The following is a 14,994-nucleotide window of genomic DNA, read 5'->3' on the forward strand; positions in this document are numbered from 1 at the left end:
AAAAATGATTGAGGTTTTGCTTTATGAGTCAGTTTGATGAAAGAGAAGAATGGTATTCCTTCAATGAGGAAACCATAGAAGCGCTACTAGAAGACGGTAGCCAAGCCGATGCTGAATACACCATTGAGCATCACTTTGCGAGTAACGACTTCGACAAGCTAGAAAAAGCGGCGGTTGATACGTTCAAAGCGGGTTTTGAAGTCACTGACGCAGAAGAGTTAATGCTTGATGATGGCGGCACAATTTTTTGTTTCGATGCTATCATTGAGCGAGCGTTAGACCTTGAAAAACTCAATGCTGATTCCGATACCTTACTTAAAATTGCTGACAAGCAAGACGTTCAATACGACGGCTGGGGTACGTATTTCATGCCCCGCGGCGATGATGAAGATGAGTACGAAGACGACTACCTAGAAGATTGATTCTGACAGACTCATCCCTTTACTCAACAGAACATTAAGGGTGGCTTCAGTTTTTGTTCATCTTATTTAATCAACAATGGCACCTGTCACTATTGATTAGAAAGGATGTAAACAATGAAATCACCCATTCAACCCTTTGCTAAGTTCTGCCTATTAGCGCTATTGCCTTGCTCGTTGATCACTACTTCATACGCGGATCCAGTGTCATCCAATGACCCTGTTTCTGTAGAATCAACAGAATATCGCTACGGCGCCGTTTACTCCCCAGCTGAAGCGTCCACTAAGGCTGCAATTAACGCGACCACCAAGAATGCCTCTACCAGTGCCATTAACGATACAAAAACTGGCGTATTGGAATCACCTTCGTTGGCTGAGAAAAAAGCGAAACGTGAAAGCCTTTTTAGCGGCACGAGTAAATCCTATGCCGAAGCACAATCAACCACACTATTGCCCGATTACTGGATTTATGACAGTTGGGTATCTTTAGATACTGATATCGATTATGACGGATATTATTCTGAATTTACCGTTGAGTTCGATGCAGATACCGCTTACGACAGTGCCCTTGTATATGGGGTTATTTACTTAGGCAGAAACGATCGCTATGAGGCCATTCATGTCACCTCTGAATTTGTGCTGTATGGTGAAGATTCCTCAGATGCATTTGTGGTAGAAAGCCGCCTGCTTTCAGGCTTTCCCGCTGCAGATTATGATGTGCTCATCGAACTATATGATGCCTATTCCGAGCAACTGGTCGCTTTTTCTGACGGCTATGATGATGCCGACCTTGCTTATCTAAGTTTAGAAAGTGATAACCATGAGTATATCTACGAAGATACGGTCATAGTGGTTGAGGAACACGGCGGCAGCACGACTATCTTCGGTTTACTATTCATCGCCTTTACTCTAGTGGCGCGCAGGTTGGCTCGGCACTAGCAATTTACTGTTTACCAAAAAGACTTTCATTGAAAGGCGGCGCTTTATCCTTTTATCACTATACTAAAGTAGTAGAACAAAAAATAAGCATTATGCAATATGATTTGGCCGCATAATGACTTACGAAAGTGGCTACCGGTTGGCAGCTACATCGATATGTTAAGTCTAGATGGTATACGTGCTATGAAAATTGAAAATGTAAACCTGATCAACCTTTTGGAACATGCGCATATTGGCGTAGTGATACATTCTTGGGATTCGCAGATTGTTTACGTGAACCCTGCAGCTATGAAGCTATTTAAAACGTCACTTGAACGTTTACAAAGCCGGCATCTGCTAGAAGATGGGTGGGAGTTGGTAGACAGGCAAAATCGCCGTCTTCACCCCGACGAATATCCGGTAAACAAAGTGACGTCGCTAAATGTCTCGATTACTGATGAAATTATTGGCTTAGTCAATGATAACAGCGGAGAGATCTGTTGGTTAAATGTCAGTGCTTATCCGGAAAAATCCGAGGGTGCAGGTTTTGTGGTGGTTTACTTTACCGAAATCACCGAAAAAATTGCAGCGTTTTCATTCCTCGATATTGTGCAAAGCGCACAAGATATGATTATTGTTACCGAGGCGAAATCAATCGAGGGACCTTTATCACCCAAAATCATTTACGTGAACGATGCCATTTGTAAGCTTACGGGATATTCTAGAGAAGAGCTAATGGGTGAAACGCCACGGATTTTTCAAGGTACACTGACAGACAAAGAAGCTACCTCTCGCATTCACTGTGCACTAGCAGAGAACAAGCCAATAACGGAAACACTACTTAATTATACTAAAACCGGCACCCCCTACTGGGTTGAAATGAGTATTTTTCCACTCAAAAATCAGCTGGGAGAAGTCACCCACTTCGCTTCGGTCGAGCGAGACGTAAGTGCCGTTAAGTTTCACGCCGAGCAACTGAATAACCGTAATTTTGAGCTAAAGAGTATTCGAGAAAATTTAGAAGACTTGGTAACTCAACGTACCAGAGAGCTTCGTAACGTTAACGTGAAACTTGAAAAACTCGCCTATTTTGACCCTCTCACCGACATTCCGAATAGGCGTGCCTTTGAAGAGGCACTAGATAAATCTACGCACTTTGCTCATCGCCACGGCCATTCTCTATTAATCGGCATTGCCGATGTTGACCACTTTAAGAAACTCAATGATACCTTCGGTCATGCGTTTGGTGATGATGTATTAGTGGCTGTTGCGAAGTCGATGAAACAATTTTTCCGCCAAGAAGATGGTGTAGGAAGAGTAGGCGGAGAAGAGTTTGCTTTTTGTATGATATTACCAGGCTCCCATGATCCTAAGAATATTCTTGATAGACTCAGAAAGCGGGTTGAATCAATTTCAAGCACGCTTCCTGCGCTAAAGGGTTATGAGGTAACTATCAGTATTGGTGCTTATTATGTCAGCGAGGTAAACCCCACTGAAACAAAAGAGATGATGAGCAAGGCTGATGAGGCGCTGTACCGCGCTAAACGAGAAGGGAGAAATCGGGTTAGCTTGGTAAGACAATATAAAACGGAATCCAATTCACTCAATTAGTGGCACAACCTAAACGAGTATGATGAATTCATTTTTATCGTTCTTTGGTCTAAAGCTTCGCTGGCTTTGGCAAATAACTTGGTAAATATCTAAAATCGATGCCAGAATAAAAATATTATAAAGAACAACTGGAACCGTTCTAATGCCACCCAGCCAACGTTTATCTTCTCGCCCTCGGCGTAGTTTTATCAAAGGAGCGGCTGCGCTGGGAGTATCTGCCGGAGTAGCGCCTTTTGCAATAGGAAAGCCAACACCAACGTTAAGAGTCATGGGTACCCATGTCACGCTGCAAGAAGAAATCCGTCAACACGCCATGGCTGATTTAGGCATTAATATTCAATTTCAGCCTGGTGGAAGCGCCACCGTACTTCAAAGAGCATCAATGGACCCTAGTGCCTTTGATTTATATGAACAGTGGTCAAACAGCATTAATGTTTTGTGGCGTTCAAAAGCTATTCAGCCGATCGAAAAGAAAAAACTTACTTATTGGGATGAAATAAACGATTTAACCAAAACAGGTAAAGTAACAGAAGCAGCACGACTAGGCGCTGGTGATGCTCCCCATAAAATTATTAACGTACAAGCTGATGGTAGTTTGGGTGTTGAACATACAGACACCATTAGCTTCCTTCCCTATGTGCACAACGTAGATTCTTTTGGCTACAATACGTCGCAATTTCCTGAGCAACTTAAAAACCAAGAGGAAAGTTGGGGGTGGCTGCTTGATAGCCGGTTGTCTGGCAAAGTGGGGATCGTGAATGACCCCACCATTGGACTTTTCGACTTAGCCTTAGCTGCACAAGCAAAAGGCTATATATCGTTTGAAAATATAGGGGCAATGACCACACAAGAGCTAGATAACTTATTCAGTATTCTTATTGAGTTATCCCAATTAAATCACTTCAGTGGCTTTTGGACGTCGGTGCCTGAATCAGTTCAATTTATGAAAAGCCAACGTGTCTCTATAGAAAGCATGTTCTCTCCTGCGGTATCAGCCTTAAACAGCCAAAATATTCCAGTTAAATTTGCCGCTCCCAAAGAAGGTTACCGAGGCTGGCATGGTGTAATGTGTTTATCCTCCGCCGCACAAAGCAGAAGCAAAGATGTTGCTTATGAATATATGAATTGGTGGTTGTCCGGCTGGCCAGGCGCATTTATTGCTCGCCAGGGCTATTACATCTCTAACCCAGAGCGCTCCGCAAAGTATTTGTCGCAAGCCGAGTGGAATTATTGGTACAAAGGCTTACCTGCAAGCGAAAGCCTAAAAGGTCCTGCAGGAAAGGTTAGTGTTCAAAAAGGTGAACAGCGCTCAGGTGGAAGCTATGAAGATAGGTTTAGTAATATTGCGGTATGGAATACGGTCATGCCTACCTACGAATATAGCCTCCAAAAATGGTATGAATTTATTACGTCTTAGCCAAATTGGCTAAGTCAAAGGCACAATAGTAGCTATGCTGACCTCGATTCGAACGCAACTTATTCTCGTATTAATTGCTTTAGTCGCCCTGCTCTTAGTACAAGGGTATATTGCTAGGGAGAACCAATCTGTTTTAAGCCGCGGTATGGCGGCCTCAAGTCGTGCTGTGGTTGATGTGGGCATAGTGAAAGAGCTCGAAAGAGACGTTATCGACCTACAGCGTAATGTACTTATCTACAAAGAAAATGCGAGTCAATCTGCGGTAACGCGATTCGAAAGGTTGATGCTCTCTATCAACAAAAGGTTAGAAGAGCTCGCCGATCCTGTTACTCAAAGCGGTGAAATTGACGATACCTATGTGCTGTCTCGAATGCATAAACATCTTAGTGCCTACCAAGAAAATTTCCGACAGGTTATTGATGCTCGTTCAAGAAAAGACGATTTAATCATTGATGGGTCATTGTCAGATTTGCTGGCAGTTAAGCGCTTATTTGATACTGCAAACGAGAACTTCACGCTTCCTCAAGGTACCATCGATAAACTTAACTTCCATATTGCTATGGCGGAAAACGCAATCCTTCGCTATCTGATGAAGCCTGATATGGCGTTAATTACTCAATTCAATGAAGCTATTACTGCAATCAAAGCTATCACAATAGACAACCAGACACTTCATAGCCAAGTTAATGATTTACTAGAAAAGGCAGAAGCAGACTTATTCAAGCTGACACAAATCACCCAAGGGAATTTGTTTTTGGTTAATGTCGTTATGGCAGGTTCAGCGAATGAATTTTTATATTTAAGTGGCGAACTTGCCAACCAAGTAACGTCGAAAACCGAATCTATTGCTCATAACACCTATTTGGTAGCGCAAGAAACACGACGTAATGGTGAGATATTTTCTCTGGTCTCCATTCTACTTACCCTCACCGCTGCCATATTTACGGCCTACCGTATCTTAGGCCCTATTCGCACCATTACCGAAGTTTTCAATCGGCTTTCTGAAGGCCAGAATATTTCGAGTATTCCAGGCAATAGCCGTAACGACGAAATTGGGAATCTTGCTCGCGCTGCCCATGTATTTAGTGACAAAAACAAGCAAACGGAAAGCTTACTATCGGAAGCCCGTGAACTAAATGGCAGGTTGGCATCTTTAAACTCAGAACTCACTGAAAGTAAGATAAAAGCAGAGCGAGCAACCGCCTCAAAGAGTATTTTCTTAGCCAATATGAGCCATGAAATTCGCACGCCCATGAATGGTATTATTGGTTTAATAGAACTTGCTCAGCAACATCCAGTGCCTGATATTGTAAGTGGTTATCTTGATAAAGCCGCCTATTCAAGCCAAATTTTAATGAGTGTTATAAATGATATTTTAGATTTCTCAAAAATTGAAGCCGGCAAACTTAAAATTGAAGAAGTCAGCTTTTCCCTTCATTCGCTATTCGATAACCTCATTGCTGTTATTGCCCTTAAAGCCAAAGAAAAGAACTTAGCCGTTCGCTTCATTGTGTCACCTTCCATTGTGCCGCAAGTTATTGGCGACCCGCTACGTATTGCTCAAATCATAATGAATATTGGAAGTAATGCGGTGAAATTTACCGAGCAAGGAGAAATCTGCATTCGGTTTAATGGCAGTATTAACGATAAAGGTAACTTACTCTCCCTAACAATGATCATTGAAGATTCAGGTATTGGTATGAGTGAGCGACAACTTGCTCGTATTTTTAACCCCTTTACTCAGGCGGATGACGCGACCAATCGCAAGTATGGGGGAACCGGCCTGGGTTTAACTATTGTAAAACAACTCACCGACTTGATGGGTGGCTCATTATCAGCCACTTCAGTGGAAGGAAAAGGCAGTACCTTTACTATATCGTTGCCTCTTCGTGTATTTAAGAATCAGCCTGGTATTTTTGACCTTACACCTCAGTTGCCCACGTCCAGTATGTACTTAACTTCTTCGCCTCTGCTACCCGATATCTATCAGTCGATAATACAAATTAGCCAATCCAATATCATGGACATTAGCGCCGCCCAATCGCTCGATGCTCTGCCTAAACACCTTATTGTTGATATTCCTAGCTTTAGTGTGTTTAAGGAAAATGTCCGCTGGTTACACGAGTTAGCAGCGCAAGGAACTCATGTTGGCTTGATCATGGATACCGTAGGGAGTGCGCTACAAGATAAGTACAATAGCCTGTGGAAAGGCCCGCTTATTATGCACCCCTTTACGCCTGCACAATTTGAACATTTCATGTCTATGGTAGTCAGTAATGAAACACGACAAGCCACAACCAACAGTGCGGATGTTATTGAAGATGTTAGTTTAGAAGGACATATCTTGTTGGTTGAAGATAACAATATAAATCAGATTGTTACCGGTGAAATGCTTAAAATGTTAGGGATTACGTTTGATATAGCGGAAGATGGCAATCAAGCGGTGCGTAAAATAGAAAACGCCCCCCATTATGATTTAGTATTGATGGATGTCCAAATGCCCGTAATGGATGGCTATGAGGCTACAAAAGCCCTAAGAAAAGCGGGCTTTACTACCCTTCCCATCATTGGGCTCTCGGCCAATGCCATGAAAGAAGATAAACAAAGCGCTATCGATGTGGGCATGAACGACTATCTCACGAAGCCAATTAAACGCAAAGCTTTGGTTGATATGTTAAAGCTGCACATGAAACATTAAAAACGCAGAGATTCTTACACTTTGCACCGTTTCCTGATTGACGGCCAAACAAAAAGGGTTGTCTTTCGACAACCCTTTTTCAATTGGCTTGCTAGCCCTGGCTTATTAAGCCGCTCCTTAAATAGCGCACCTATAAAGCAGCAATAGTCTCGTATTGCGCTTTTAGCTTTTCGAGTTGCTTCTCACCTTCTTCCAGCTTACCGCGCTCTTTCTCAATCACGGCGTCTGGGGCGTTACTTACAAACTTCTCGTTACCCAGCTTTCCGCGTGTACGTGAAACGTCTTTATCCACTTTATCCATGGCTTTCGTGATACGCGCGAGCTCGGCATCTTTGTCGATAAGACCCGCCATTGGAATTAGTATTTCCATTTCACCCACTAGCGCCGTTGCGCTCGCTGGTGCTTCTTCACCGTCTTTTAGTATCGTAACAGTCTCGAGCTTAGACAACTTGTCTAGGAAGGCTTTAGCAGCCTCTAAACGGCGGCTATCTTCAGCACTTACGTTTTTAAGTAAGGCATTAAGCGGTTTGTTTGGAGATATATCCATTTCGCCGCGAATATTACGAATACCCACGATGAACTTCTTCACCCACTCAATATCAGCAAGTACTTGCTCATCTTGTTTAGCGGCATCTTGTACTGGGAATGCTTGCACCATAATGCTTGCATTCTCTTCAACCTGAAGCGCGCTTAATGGAACAACACGCTGCCAAATAGTATCGGTAATAAATGGCATTAACGGGTGCAACAAACGTAGCAAGTTTTCCAATACGTTAATTAACGTATGGCGTGTACCACGTTTTTCAGCTTCACTGCTGGCTTCGTTGCTAAGTACTGGCTTTGTAAGTTCTAAGTACCAATCGCAGAACTGGTTCCAAGTAAACTCATACACAATATGCGCAGCAATGTCGAAACGGTAGTCTTCTAATGCTTTTTCAAACTCGACGAGGGTTTGTTGGAACTTAGCCCAAATCCAGCGATCAGCAATGCTTAATACCATTTCGCCGCCATCACGGCCTGTGTCATGCTCTTCGGCATTCATCAGTACGAAGCGTGATGCATTCCAAATTTTGTTACAGAAGTTACGATAGCCTTCAACCCGCGCCATATCAAAGTTGATATCACGGCTGGTGGACGCCATTGCAGCAAAGGTAAAGCGAAGTGCATCTGTACCATAGGCATGAATACCATCAGGGAATTGCTTACGCGTACGCTTCTCAATCTTTTCAGCTAGTTTTGGCTGCATCATGCCTGAGGTGCGTTTCTTCACTAGCGTTTCTAGGTCAATACCGTCAATAAGGTCGATAGGGTCAAGTACGTTCCCTTTCGATTTTGACATTTTATCGCCGTTCTCATCGCGGATAAGACCGGTAATATAAATATCTTTAAACGGAATTTGGCCGGTGAACTTCTTCGTCATCATGATCATTCTAGCCACCCAGAAGAAAATAATATCGAAGCCAGTTACCAATACCGATGAAGGCAAGAAGGTTTCTAGTTCAGGCGTTTTTTCAGGCCAGCCCATGGTCGCGAACGGCCATAGTGCAGATGAGAACCAGGTATCGAGTACATCATCATCTTGGCGAAGCGCAATGTCGTCGCTCAAGCTGTTTTTAGCACGCACTTCTGCTTCAGTACGACCCACGTAAATGTTGCCGTTGTCGTCATACCATGCAGGAATGCGGTGTCCCCACCACAACTGACGTGAAATACACCAATCTTGAATGTTGTGCATCCACTGGTAATAGGTTTTGTTCCAGTTTTCTGGTACAAAACGAATCTCGCCGCTTTCAACCGCTTCAATAGCAGGCTTGGCAAGTGATTCAACCGCAACATACCATTGGTCGGTAAGGTAAGGTTCAATAACCGCGCCGGTTCTGTCGCCGCGAGGCACTTTAAGCTTATGTGGTTCAATTTTAACGAGTGCGCCCTGGGCGTCCAAGTCGGCCACAATTTGCTTACGTGCGTCGAAACGGTCTAAGCCGCGATAAGCCTCTGGCGACTCATCATTAATTTTCGCATCATCAGTTAATATATTGATCATCGGTAGGCTATGACGCTTACCCATGTCGTAATCGTTAAAGTCGTGGGCTGGGGTTATTTTAACGCAGCCAGTACCGAACTCTTGATCCACATAATCATCGGCAATCACTGGAATTAAACGGCCAGTAATAGGCAGCTTAATATCTTTACCAATATAAGCTTGATATCGTTCGTCATCAGGGTGTACCGCAACAGCGGTATCACCTAACATGGTTTCTGGACGAGTAGTAGCAACCACTAACTCACCACTGCCATCAGCAAGTGGGTAGCGCATGTGCCACATGTGGCCATCTTCTTCTTCGTTTAGTACTTCTAAATCTGACACTGCGGTGTGCAGTACAGGATCCCAGTTAACCAAACGCTTACCGCGATAAATTAAGCCTTCTTCGTGAAGCTTCACGAAAGTTTCGGTTACCGCATCAGACAACTTGTCATCCATGGTGAACACTTCACGAGACCAATCAGGTGATGTGCCTAAACGGCGCATTTGCCCTGTAATAGTGCCGCCACTGTGCTCTTTCCATTCCCAGACTTTTTTGATGAAGTCTTCACGACCTAAGTCATGACGAGTCTTGCCTTCTGCATTTAATTGGCGTTCTACTACCATTTGGGTAGCAATACCCGCGTGGTCGGTGCCCACTTGCCATAGGGTGTTGTCACCCTTCATGCGGCGATAGCGGGTTAAGGCATCCATTATAGTTTGTTGAAAACCGTGCCCCATGTGAAGGCTACCGGTAACATTTGGCGGTGGAAGCAAAATACAATACGGATCGCCGCTGCCCGATGCTTTAAAAAGGCCCGAATTTTCCCATTTTTCATAGCATTGCTGCTCAATGGACTGTGGTTCGAAGGTTTTATCCATTACTTACTCTCGTTGTGAAGCCCGATTTTGATGTGATCACTACGCAGTTTTCTTAAACTGCATATTACATCCGGCTTGCTGGTAGTTCTTATATCGCACCCGCGCAGCCTGTTTGGCTTCGTCGTCTACGGGAACAAAATCGATAATTTGGCGATGTTGATTTGGCGAAGGCACCATGCCCGAACCAACATTAACCACCATTTGACGGCGGGCAACCTGCTCGGGTTGCCAACAAATTTCCACCGGTGTGCCGCTTTGTGGCCCTTCGCCATATAGGTTGTGGGGAACAAAGCGATTGGCTGGCAGTTGCCATAAAAATTCATCAACTTCTTCGGCTTGCTTTTGCGTATCGCATAACACGCTTATCTTTTGCTTGTTGGCAAAAGCATCTGCAATAAGTTCGCTCGCGCGAGACGCCACACTGGTGTCGCCTGCGCTCAGTTGATAAAACACGACTTGAGGCATCGTGCGTTAGTCCTCTAACTTAGTGCCAGCGCGGTTCATTAAGAACTGCGATAACATAGGAACAGGTCGCCCTGTTGCACCTTTGTTCTTGCCACTGCGCCATGCAGTACCAGCAATATCTAAGTGCGCCCAATTATATTTCTTGGTGAAACGAGACAAGAAACACGCTGCCGTTATACTGCCTGCCGGACGACCACCTAAGTTAGTCATATCAGCAAACGGGCTTTCAAGCTGTTCTTGGTAATCATCCCACACTGGCAAACGCCATGCGCGATCTGAACTTTGCTCAGACGCATTTAGCAGTTCATGGGCAAGCGGGTTATGTGTGCTCATTACACCGGTAGCATGGTGGCCAAGCGCAATAATGACGGCACCGGTTAAGGTAGCCACGTCAATCACCAGCTCAGGCTCGTAGCGCTCAACGTAGGTTAACGCATCACACAGTACCAAGCGTCCTTCTGCATCCGTATTTAATACTTCAACCGTTTGCCCTGACATGGTGGTTAAGATATCGCCTGGGCGATAAGCCGTACCATCTGGCATGTTTTCACAGCCAGCTAGCACACCAATAATGTTTATAGGCAGGTTTAGCGCTGCAATGGTGTGCATGGTTCCTAGCACACCAGCTGCACCGCCCATGTCGTATTTCATCTCATCCATGGCTTCGCCAGGCTTAATTGAAATACCACCTGAGTCAAACGTAAGACCTTTACCCACCAGCACAATAGGTGCTTGATCGGCTGGACCACCACGATGGTGCATAATACTCATCATGCTTTCGTTCGCAGAACCACGACCCACGGCTAAATAGGCTTGCATACCCAGTTCAGCCATTTGTGTTTCATCTACTACTTCAGCGCTAACGCTGTCGTACTGGCTGGCTAAAGACTGGGCTTGTTCCCACAAATAGGCAGGGTTACAAATGTTTGGCGGCATGTTAGCCACATCTTTGGTAACTTTGGCGCCGCGAGAAATGGCTAGCCCATGCTCTACTGCACGCTCACCCACGGTGAGTTCGCGACGTGTAGGTACGTTAAATACGATTTTACGCAACGGACGACGTGGCTCACCTTTCTTGGTTTTAAGTTGCAAGAAGGTATACAAAGAATCTTCGGTAGCTTCTACGGCTTGACGCACTTTCCAATAAGTGTCGCGACCTTTAACGTGTAATTCCGTTAAGAAACACACCGCTTCCATCGAGCCCGTTTCGTTTAGGGTAGTAATGGTTTTGGCAATAATTTGCTTGTATTGGCGCTCATCAAGTTCGCGCTCTTTTCCGCAACCAACTAGTAATACGCGCTCACTCAGTACATTCGGTACATGGTGCAGCAATAGCATTTGCCCGGCTTTACCTTCTAGGTCGCCGCGGCGTAATAAGTTGCTAATATAGCCTTCACTGATTTCGTCTAGTTGTTCAGCCACCGCGGTAAGGCGGCGCGGCTCGAAGACCCCGACAACAATACAGGCACTGCGTTGTTTTTCCGGACTGCCACTTTTTACACTAAACTCCACGATATCACCTCGTTTTTCGTCGTTTAAGATTTGCATGCTGACTAAATTCACATAACGTTTCGCGCTGCTTTATGTTTTAATACGCAGCCATACTTGCATGCTAGCTGCGAATGACGCAATGTTGACGTAAATTATGTCAATTTTGCTTCGCCACACCATGCAATTAATTTTATGATTGCAGGCAAAACTTGTAAAAACGGTAAGTTTACTCAAAATTGTGGTTTCTTTCACTAAAATTCCAAAGTTTCCGGTAGGACTGAGATGTTGATATTCCGCTATTTGCTTAAGGAAACCCTTAAGTCTCAGTTAGCCATATTTTTCATTCTAATGGCGATATTTGTCACCCTTAGATTTGTACGTGTACTCGGTGATGCCTCAGACGGCGATATACCAGCAGGACTAGTACTTGGCTTTCTTGGGCTATACGCCCCTATTCTCGCATCACTCGTGCTGCCCATAAGTGCTTATTTAGGCATTATGCTGGCCCATGGGCGACTGTATGTAGACAGCGAAATGACTGTCATGCGTGCATGCGGTATCAGTGAGTGGTACATCACCCGCGTGATGTTGTTCTTATCGGTACTCATTATGATAGTAACGGGGGCGATTACCCTCTATTTTGCCCCTATGGCGGCTGAAAACGAATACCAACTGAGGGAAAAAGCCCGAAACGAGGCAGGTCTTTCTGCCATTATTCCTGGTCGATTCCAACAAACCGGTAATGCCAAAGCAGTTATTTTTGTTCACGACATTGATACGGAAGACCAATTGCGCCGCGTGTTTTTATCGCAAAATAAAACTGAAAATGGTGAAAATCAGGTTCAAGTGGTTTACGCGCAAACAGGGCAAGTAGCCAGTAACCCTGATGGCACCCGAAACTTGGTGTTAAAACAAGGGGTGCAGTACGAAGGTCAGCAGTCGCAAAAAAGCTACCGCAAGGTAGAATTCGATGAATACCAAATTCAAATAGCCGATAAGCCTGCAGAGGAAGCAAGACGCAAGGTTAGCGTTTTACCTACTACCGAATTATGGGGTGACGAATCAATAGAAGCCCGCGCAGAGTTGCAATGGCGTATCGCTATTCCTCTTTCGTTGCCCTTCTTGATACTTATTGCGGTGCCCTTGAGCGCCGTTGACCCCCGCCAAGGCCGATTTGGAAAAATGTTCCCGGCTATACTGCTCTATCTTGGCTACTTCTTATTGTTATTAGCCAGCAGACGGGTACTAGAAGACGGCAAAATCCCCCCTCAACTTGGATTGTGGTGGGTGCATACCATCATGCTGATAATTGGTGTTGCCTTGATTGTGCGAGACAGAAAAACAGGCACCCAATTTAGGGCCTGGATATTGGGGAAAAAGTAGATGTTTAAAATCCTCGATTTATATATTGCTCGCACGCTGTTAGGCACGGTAACCGTTACCTTATCGGTCCTCATTGGGTTAAGCGCACTTATTAAATTCGTAGAGCAACTGCGTAAAGTGGGTGAAGGCGACTACGACATGATGGTGGCGTTCCTTTATGTTGTGCTTAGCTTACCAAGAGATTTAGAACAGTTTTTCCCCATGGCAACCCTGCTGGGCGGGTTAATCGGTATGGGTGTACTGGCCAGCAACAGTGAGCTTGTTGTTATGCAAGCTGCGGGCATGAGTAGATGGAACATCATTGTCTCTACCATGAAGTCTGCCACTATCATGATTCTATTGGTCATGGCGGTGGGTGAATGGGTAACCCCCTTCAGTGAATCTAAAGCCAAAGAAATTCGCACAGAGGCCATTTCAGGCGGAAGTTTATTCTCTTCAGAGCAATTGGTTTGGGCCAAAGATGGCGAGCACTTCGTGAGTATTGGCGAAGTGTTAAGTCGTGATTCCCTAAAAGATATTAATATTTTTGATTTTAACGACGATCTTTCACTTGAAAGTATCACCTATGCTAAATCGGGTAATTTCGATGGCAGTGAGTGGCGCTTAAGCGATGTGGACGTTACTCGTTTTAGTGAAACTGCGGTTACGTTAGATAACAAAGAAAGCATGCAATGGAATTCGACGTTAACGCCAGATAAGTTAGGCATTGTAGCCGTAAAACCTGAAGCCCTGTCTATTTCTGGTTTGCTAGATTACGTCGGCTATTTGGCTAATAACGGCCAAGATCCATCACGCTATGAATTGGCATTGTGGCGCAAAGTTTTACAACCTGTTTCGGTAGGGGTAATGCTATTAATGGCCTTGTCGTTCATCTTTGGCCCTCTGCGCAGCGTTACTATGGGTGCCCGGGTGATCATGGGCGTACTGACCGGCTTTGGCTTCTTTATTTTAAATGAAGTGTTTGGCCCACTTAGTTTGGTATATCAAATTCCACCGTTTTTAGGCGCTTTGCTTCCCAGCTTATTGTTTGCGGCCATCGCCGCCATCATGCTGAGAAAGTAGCTGATTTTGAGTCGTCTAATTTTAATCGCTTGAATTAAGCGTTTGGTTGAATCATCAGACGCAATAGGCTCCGCCGTTTCAACACTGGATACAAAAAAGGGAAGCCTAGCTTCCCTTTCTTATTTGTATTAGCGCTTTTGCTTACCAGCTTTTATGGTCGTTACTTTCTTTAGTCAATTTAAGCACTTGAGTTTGCGCCAATCTATCTTGCAAAGACTGCTTATGCTTAAAATCAAACAATACCAACAACGTGCCTAAGCCCCCTAATGAAGCCACTAAACGAATGAGCAAACGCGGCCATGTCATAGGCGCATCTACGGTGCTGAAGATACGAAGTCGCCATGCACGCATACCCAAGGTTTGCCCACCTCGCTTCCAAAACCATAAAAAGAAACCAACCACCCACAAGCCAACCCATATTTGAATCAGTAACTTGTACCCAGTAGATGCCTGAATTAATTCAGCGGGTTGCTCGTAGCCTTGCAAATCCAATATACCATTTGAAAGCAGTACAATAAGCGTCACTATTACCACCATCGCCGCACACATACCTACCGCAACGGCCACTAGCGTATCGTATATCATGGCAGCTAAACGACGAATAAATCCTGCGCGCTCCGAGGAA

General features: G+C 44.7%; 11 protein-coding genes. 7 read left to right on the top strand and 4 right to left on the bottom strand.

Annotation, left to right across the window (positions count from 1 at the left end; genetic code table 11):
• Positions 1 to 23 precede the first annotated feature (23 nt).
• The 5 genes from rraB to FLAVO9R_RS16225 all read left to right on the top strand — a co-directional run bounded on the left by rraB (position 24) and on the right by FLAVO9R_RS16225 (position 7,063).
• Positions 24 to 422 carry a ribonuclease E inhibitor RraB gene (gene rraB / locus FLAVO9R_RS16205; RefSeq protein ID WP_159532990.1) on the top strand — a complete coding sequence of 133 codons (399 nt, stop codon included), beginning with the start codon at positions 24 to 26 and terminating at the stop codon, positions 420 to 422.
• A 114-nt stretch (positions 423 to 536) separates the two neighbouring features.
• Complete coding sequence (locus FLAVO9R_RS16210) at positions 537 to 1,358, top strand: choice-of-anchor H family protein (protein ID WP_159532992.1); 822 nt, start codon at positions 537 to 539, stop codon at positions 1,356 to 1,358.
• A 99-nt stretch (positions 1,359 to 1,457) separates the two neighbouring features.
• Positions 1,458 to 2,948, top strand: a complete 1,491-nt coding sequence (locus FLAVO9R_RS16215) for a sensor domain-containing diguanylate cyclase (protein WP_232370682.1) — start codon at positions 1,458 to 1,460, stop codon at positions 2,946 to 2,948.
• Positions 2,949 to 3,090: 142 nt separating this feature from the next.
• On the top strand, positions 3,091 to 4,365 hold the full coding sequence (locus tag FLAVO9R_RS16220) for an ABC transporter substrate-binding protein (protein WP_159532994.1): 1,275 nt from the start codon (positions 3,091 to 3,093) through the stop codon (positions 4,363 to 4,365).
• A 34-nt stretch (positions 4,366 to 4,399) separates the two neighbouring features.
• Positions 4,400 to 7,063, top strand: coding sequence for an ATP-binding protein (locus FLAVO9R_RS16225; RefSeq protein ID WP_159532996.1), 2,664 nt, complete (start codon positions 4,400 to 4,402; stop codon positions 7,061 to 7,063).
• Between the two features lie 130 nt (positions 7,064 to 7,193).
• On the opposite strand, the gene FLAVO9R_RS16230 is transcribed toward FLAVO9R_RS16225, so the two are convergent.
• From FLAVO9R_RS16230 to pepA, 3 genes are read right to left on the bottom strand one after another with little or no spacing between them, the layout of a single operon-like run.
• Positions 7,194 to 9,968: a valine--tRNA ligase gene (locus FLAVO9R_RS16230; RefSeq protein ID WP_159532998.1), complete on the bottom strand. Its 2,775-nt coding sequence runs from the start codon at positions 9,966 to 9,968 to the stop codon at positions 7,194 to 7,196.
• Between the two features lie 39 nt (positions 9,969 to 10,007).
• Positions 10,008 to 10,433, bottom strand: coding sequence for a DNA polymerase III subunit chi (locus FLAVO9R_RS16235; RefSeq protein ID WP_013782780.1), 426 nt, complete (start codon positions 10,431 to 10,433; stop codon positions 10,008 to 10,010).
• A 6-nt stretch (positions 10,434 to 10,439) separates the two neighbouring features.
• A complete protein-coding gene (gene pepA / locus FLAVO9R_RS16240; protein ID WP_013782779.1) occupies positions 10,440 to 11,945 on the bottom strand; it encodes a leucyl aminopeptidase in 1,506 nt (501 codons plus the stop codon).
• Between the two features lie 261 nt (positions 11,946 to 12,206).
• Between pepA and lptF the strand changes: the two genes are divergently transcribed.
• Together lptF and lptG are read left to right on the top strand one after the other, a co-directional pair.
• The gene (gene lptF / locus FLAVO9R_RS16245) at positions 12,207 to 13,307 is read left to right on the top strand and encodes an LPS export ABC transporter permease LptF (RefSeq protein WP_159533000.1); all 1,101 of its coding nucleotides are present in this window, start codon (positions 12,207 to 12,209) and stop codon (positions 13,305 to 13,307) included.
• A complete protein-coding gene (gene lptG / locus FLAVO9R_RS16250; RefSeq protein WP_159533002.1) occupies positions 13,308 to 14,369 on the top strand; it encodes an LPS export ABC transporter permease LptG in 1,062 nt (353 codons plus the stop codon).
• Positions 14,370 to 14,510: 141 nt separating this feature from the next.
• Here the strand turns inward: lptG and FLAVO9R_RS16255 are convergent, their stop codons facing one another.
• Positions 14,511 to 14,954 carry an RDD family protein gene (locus tag FLAVO9R_RS16255; RefSeq protein WP_232370733.1) on the bottom strand — a complete coding sequence of 148 codons (444 nt, stop codon included), beginning with the start codon at positions 14,952 to 14,954 and terminating at the stop codon, positions 14,511 to 14,513.
• Positions 14,955 to 14,994 lie beyond the last annotated feature (40 nt).

It is taken from the genome of Alteromonas sp. 38, from assembly GCF_902506055.1.
GTDB classification, from domain to species: Bacteria; Pseudomonadota; Gammaproteobacteria; order Enterobacterales; family Alteromonadaceae; genus Alteromonas; species Alteromonas lipotrueae.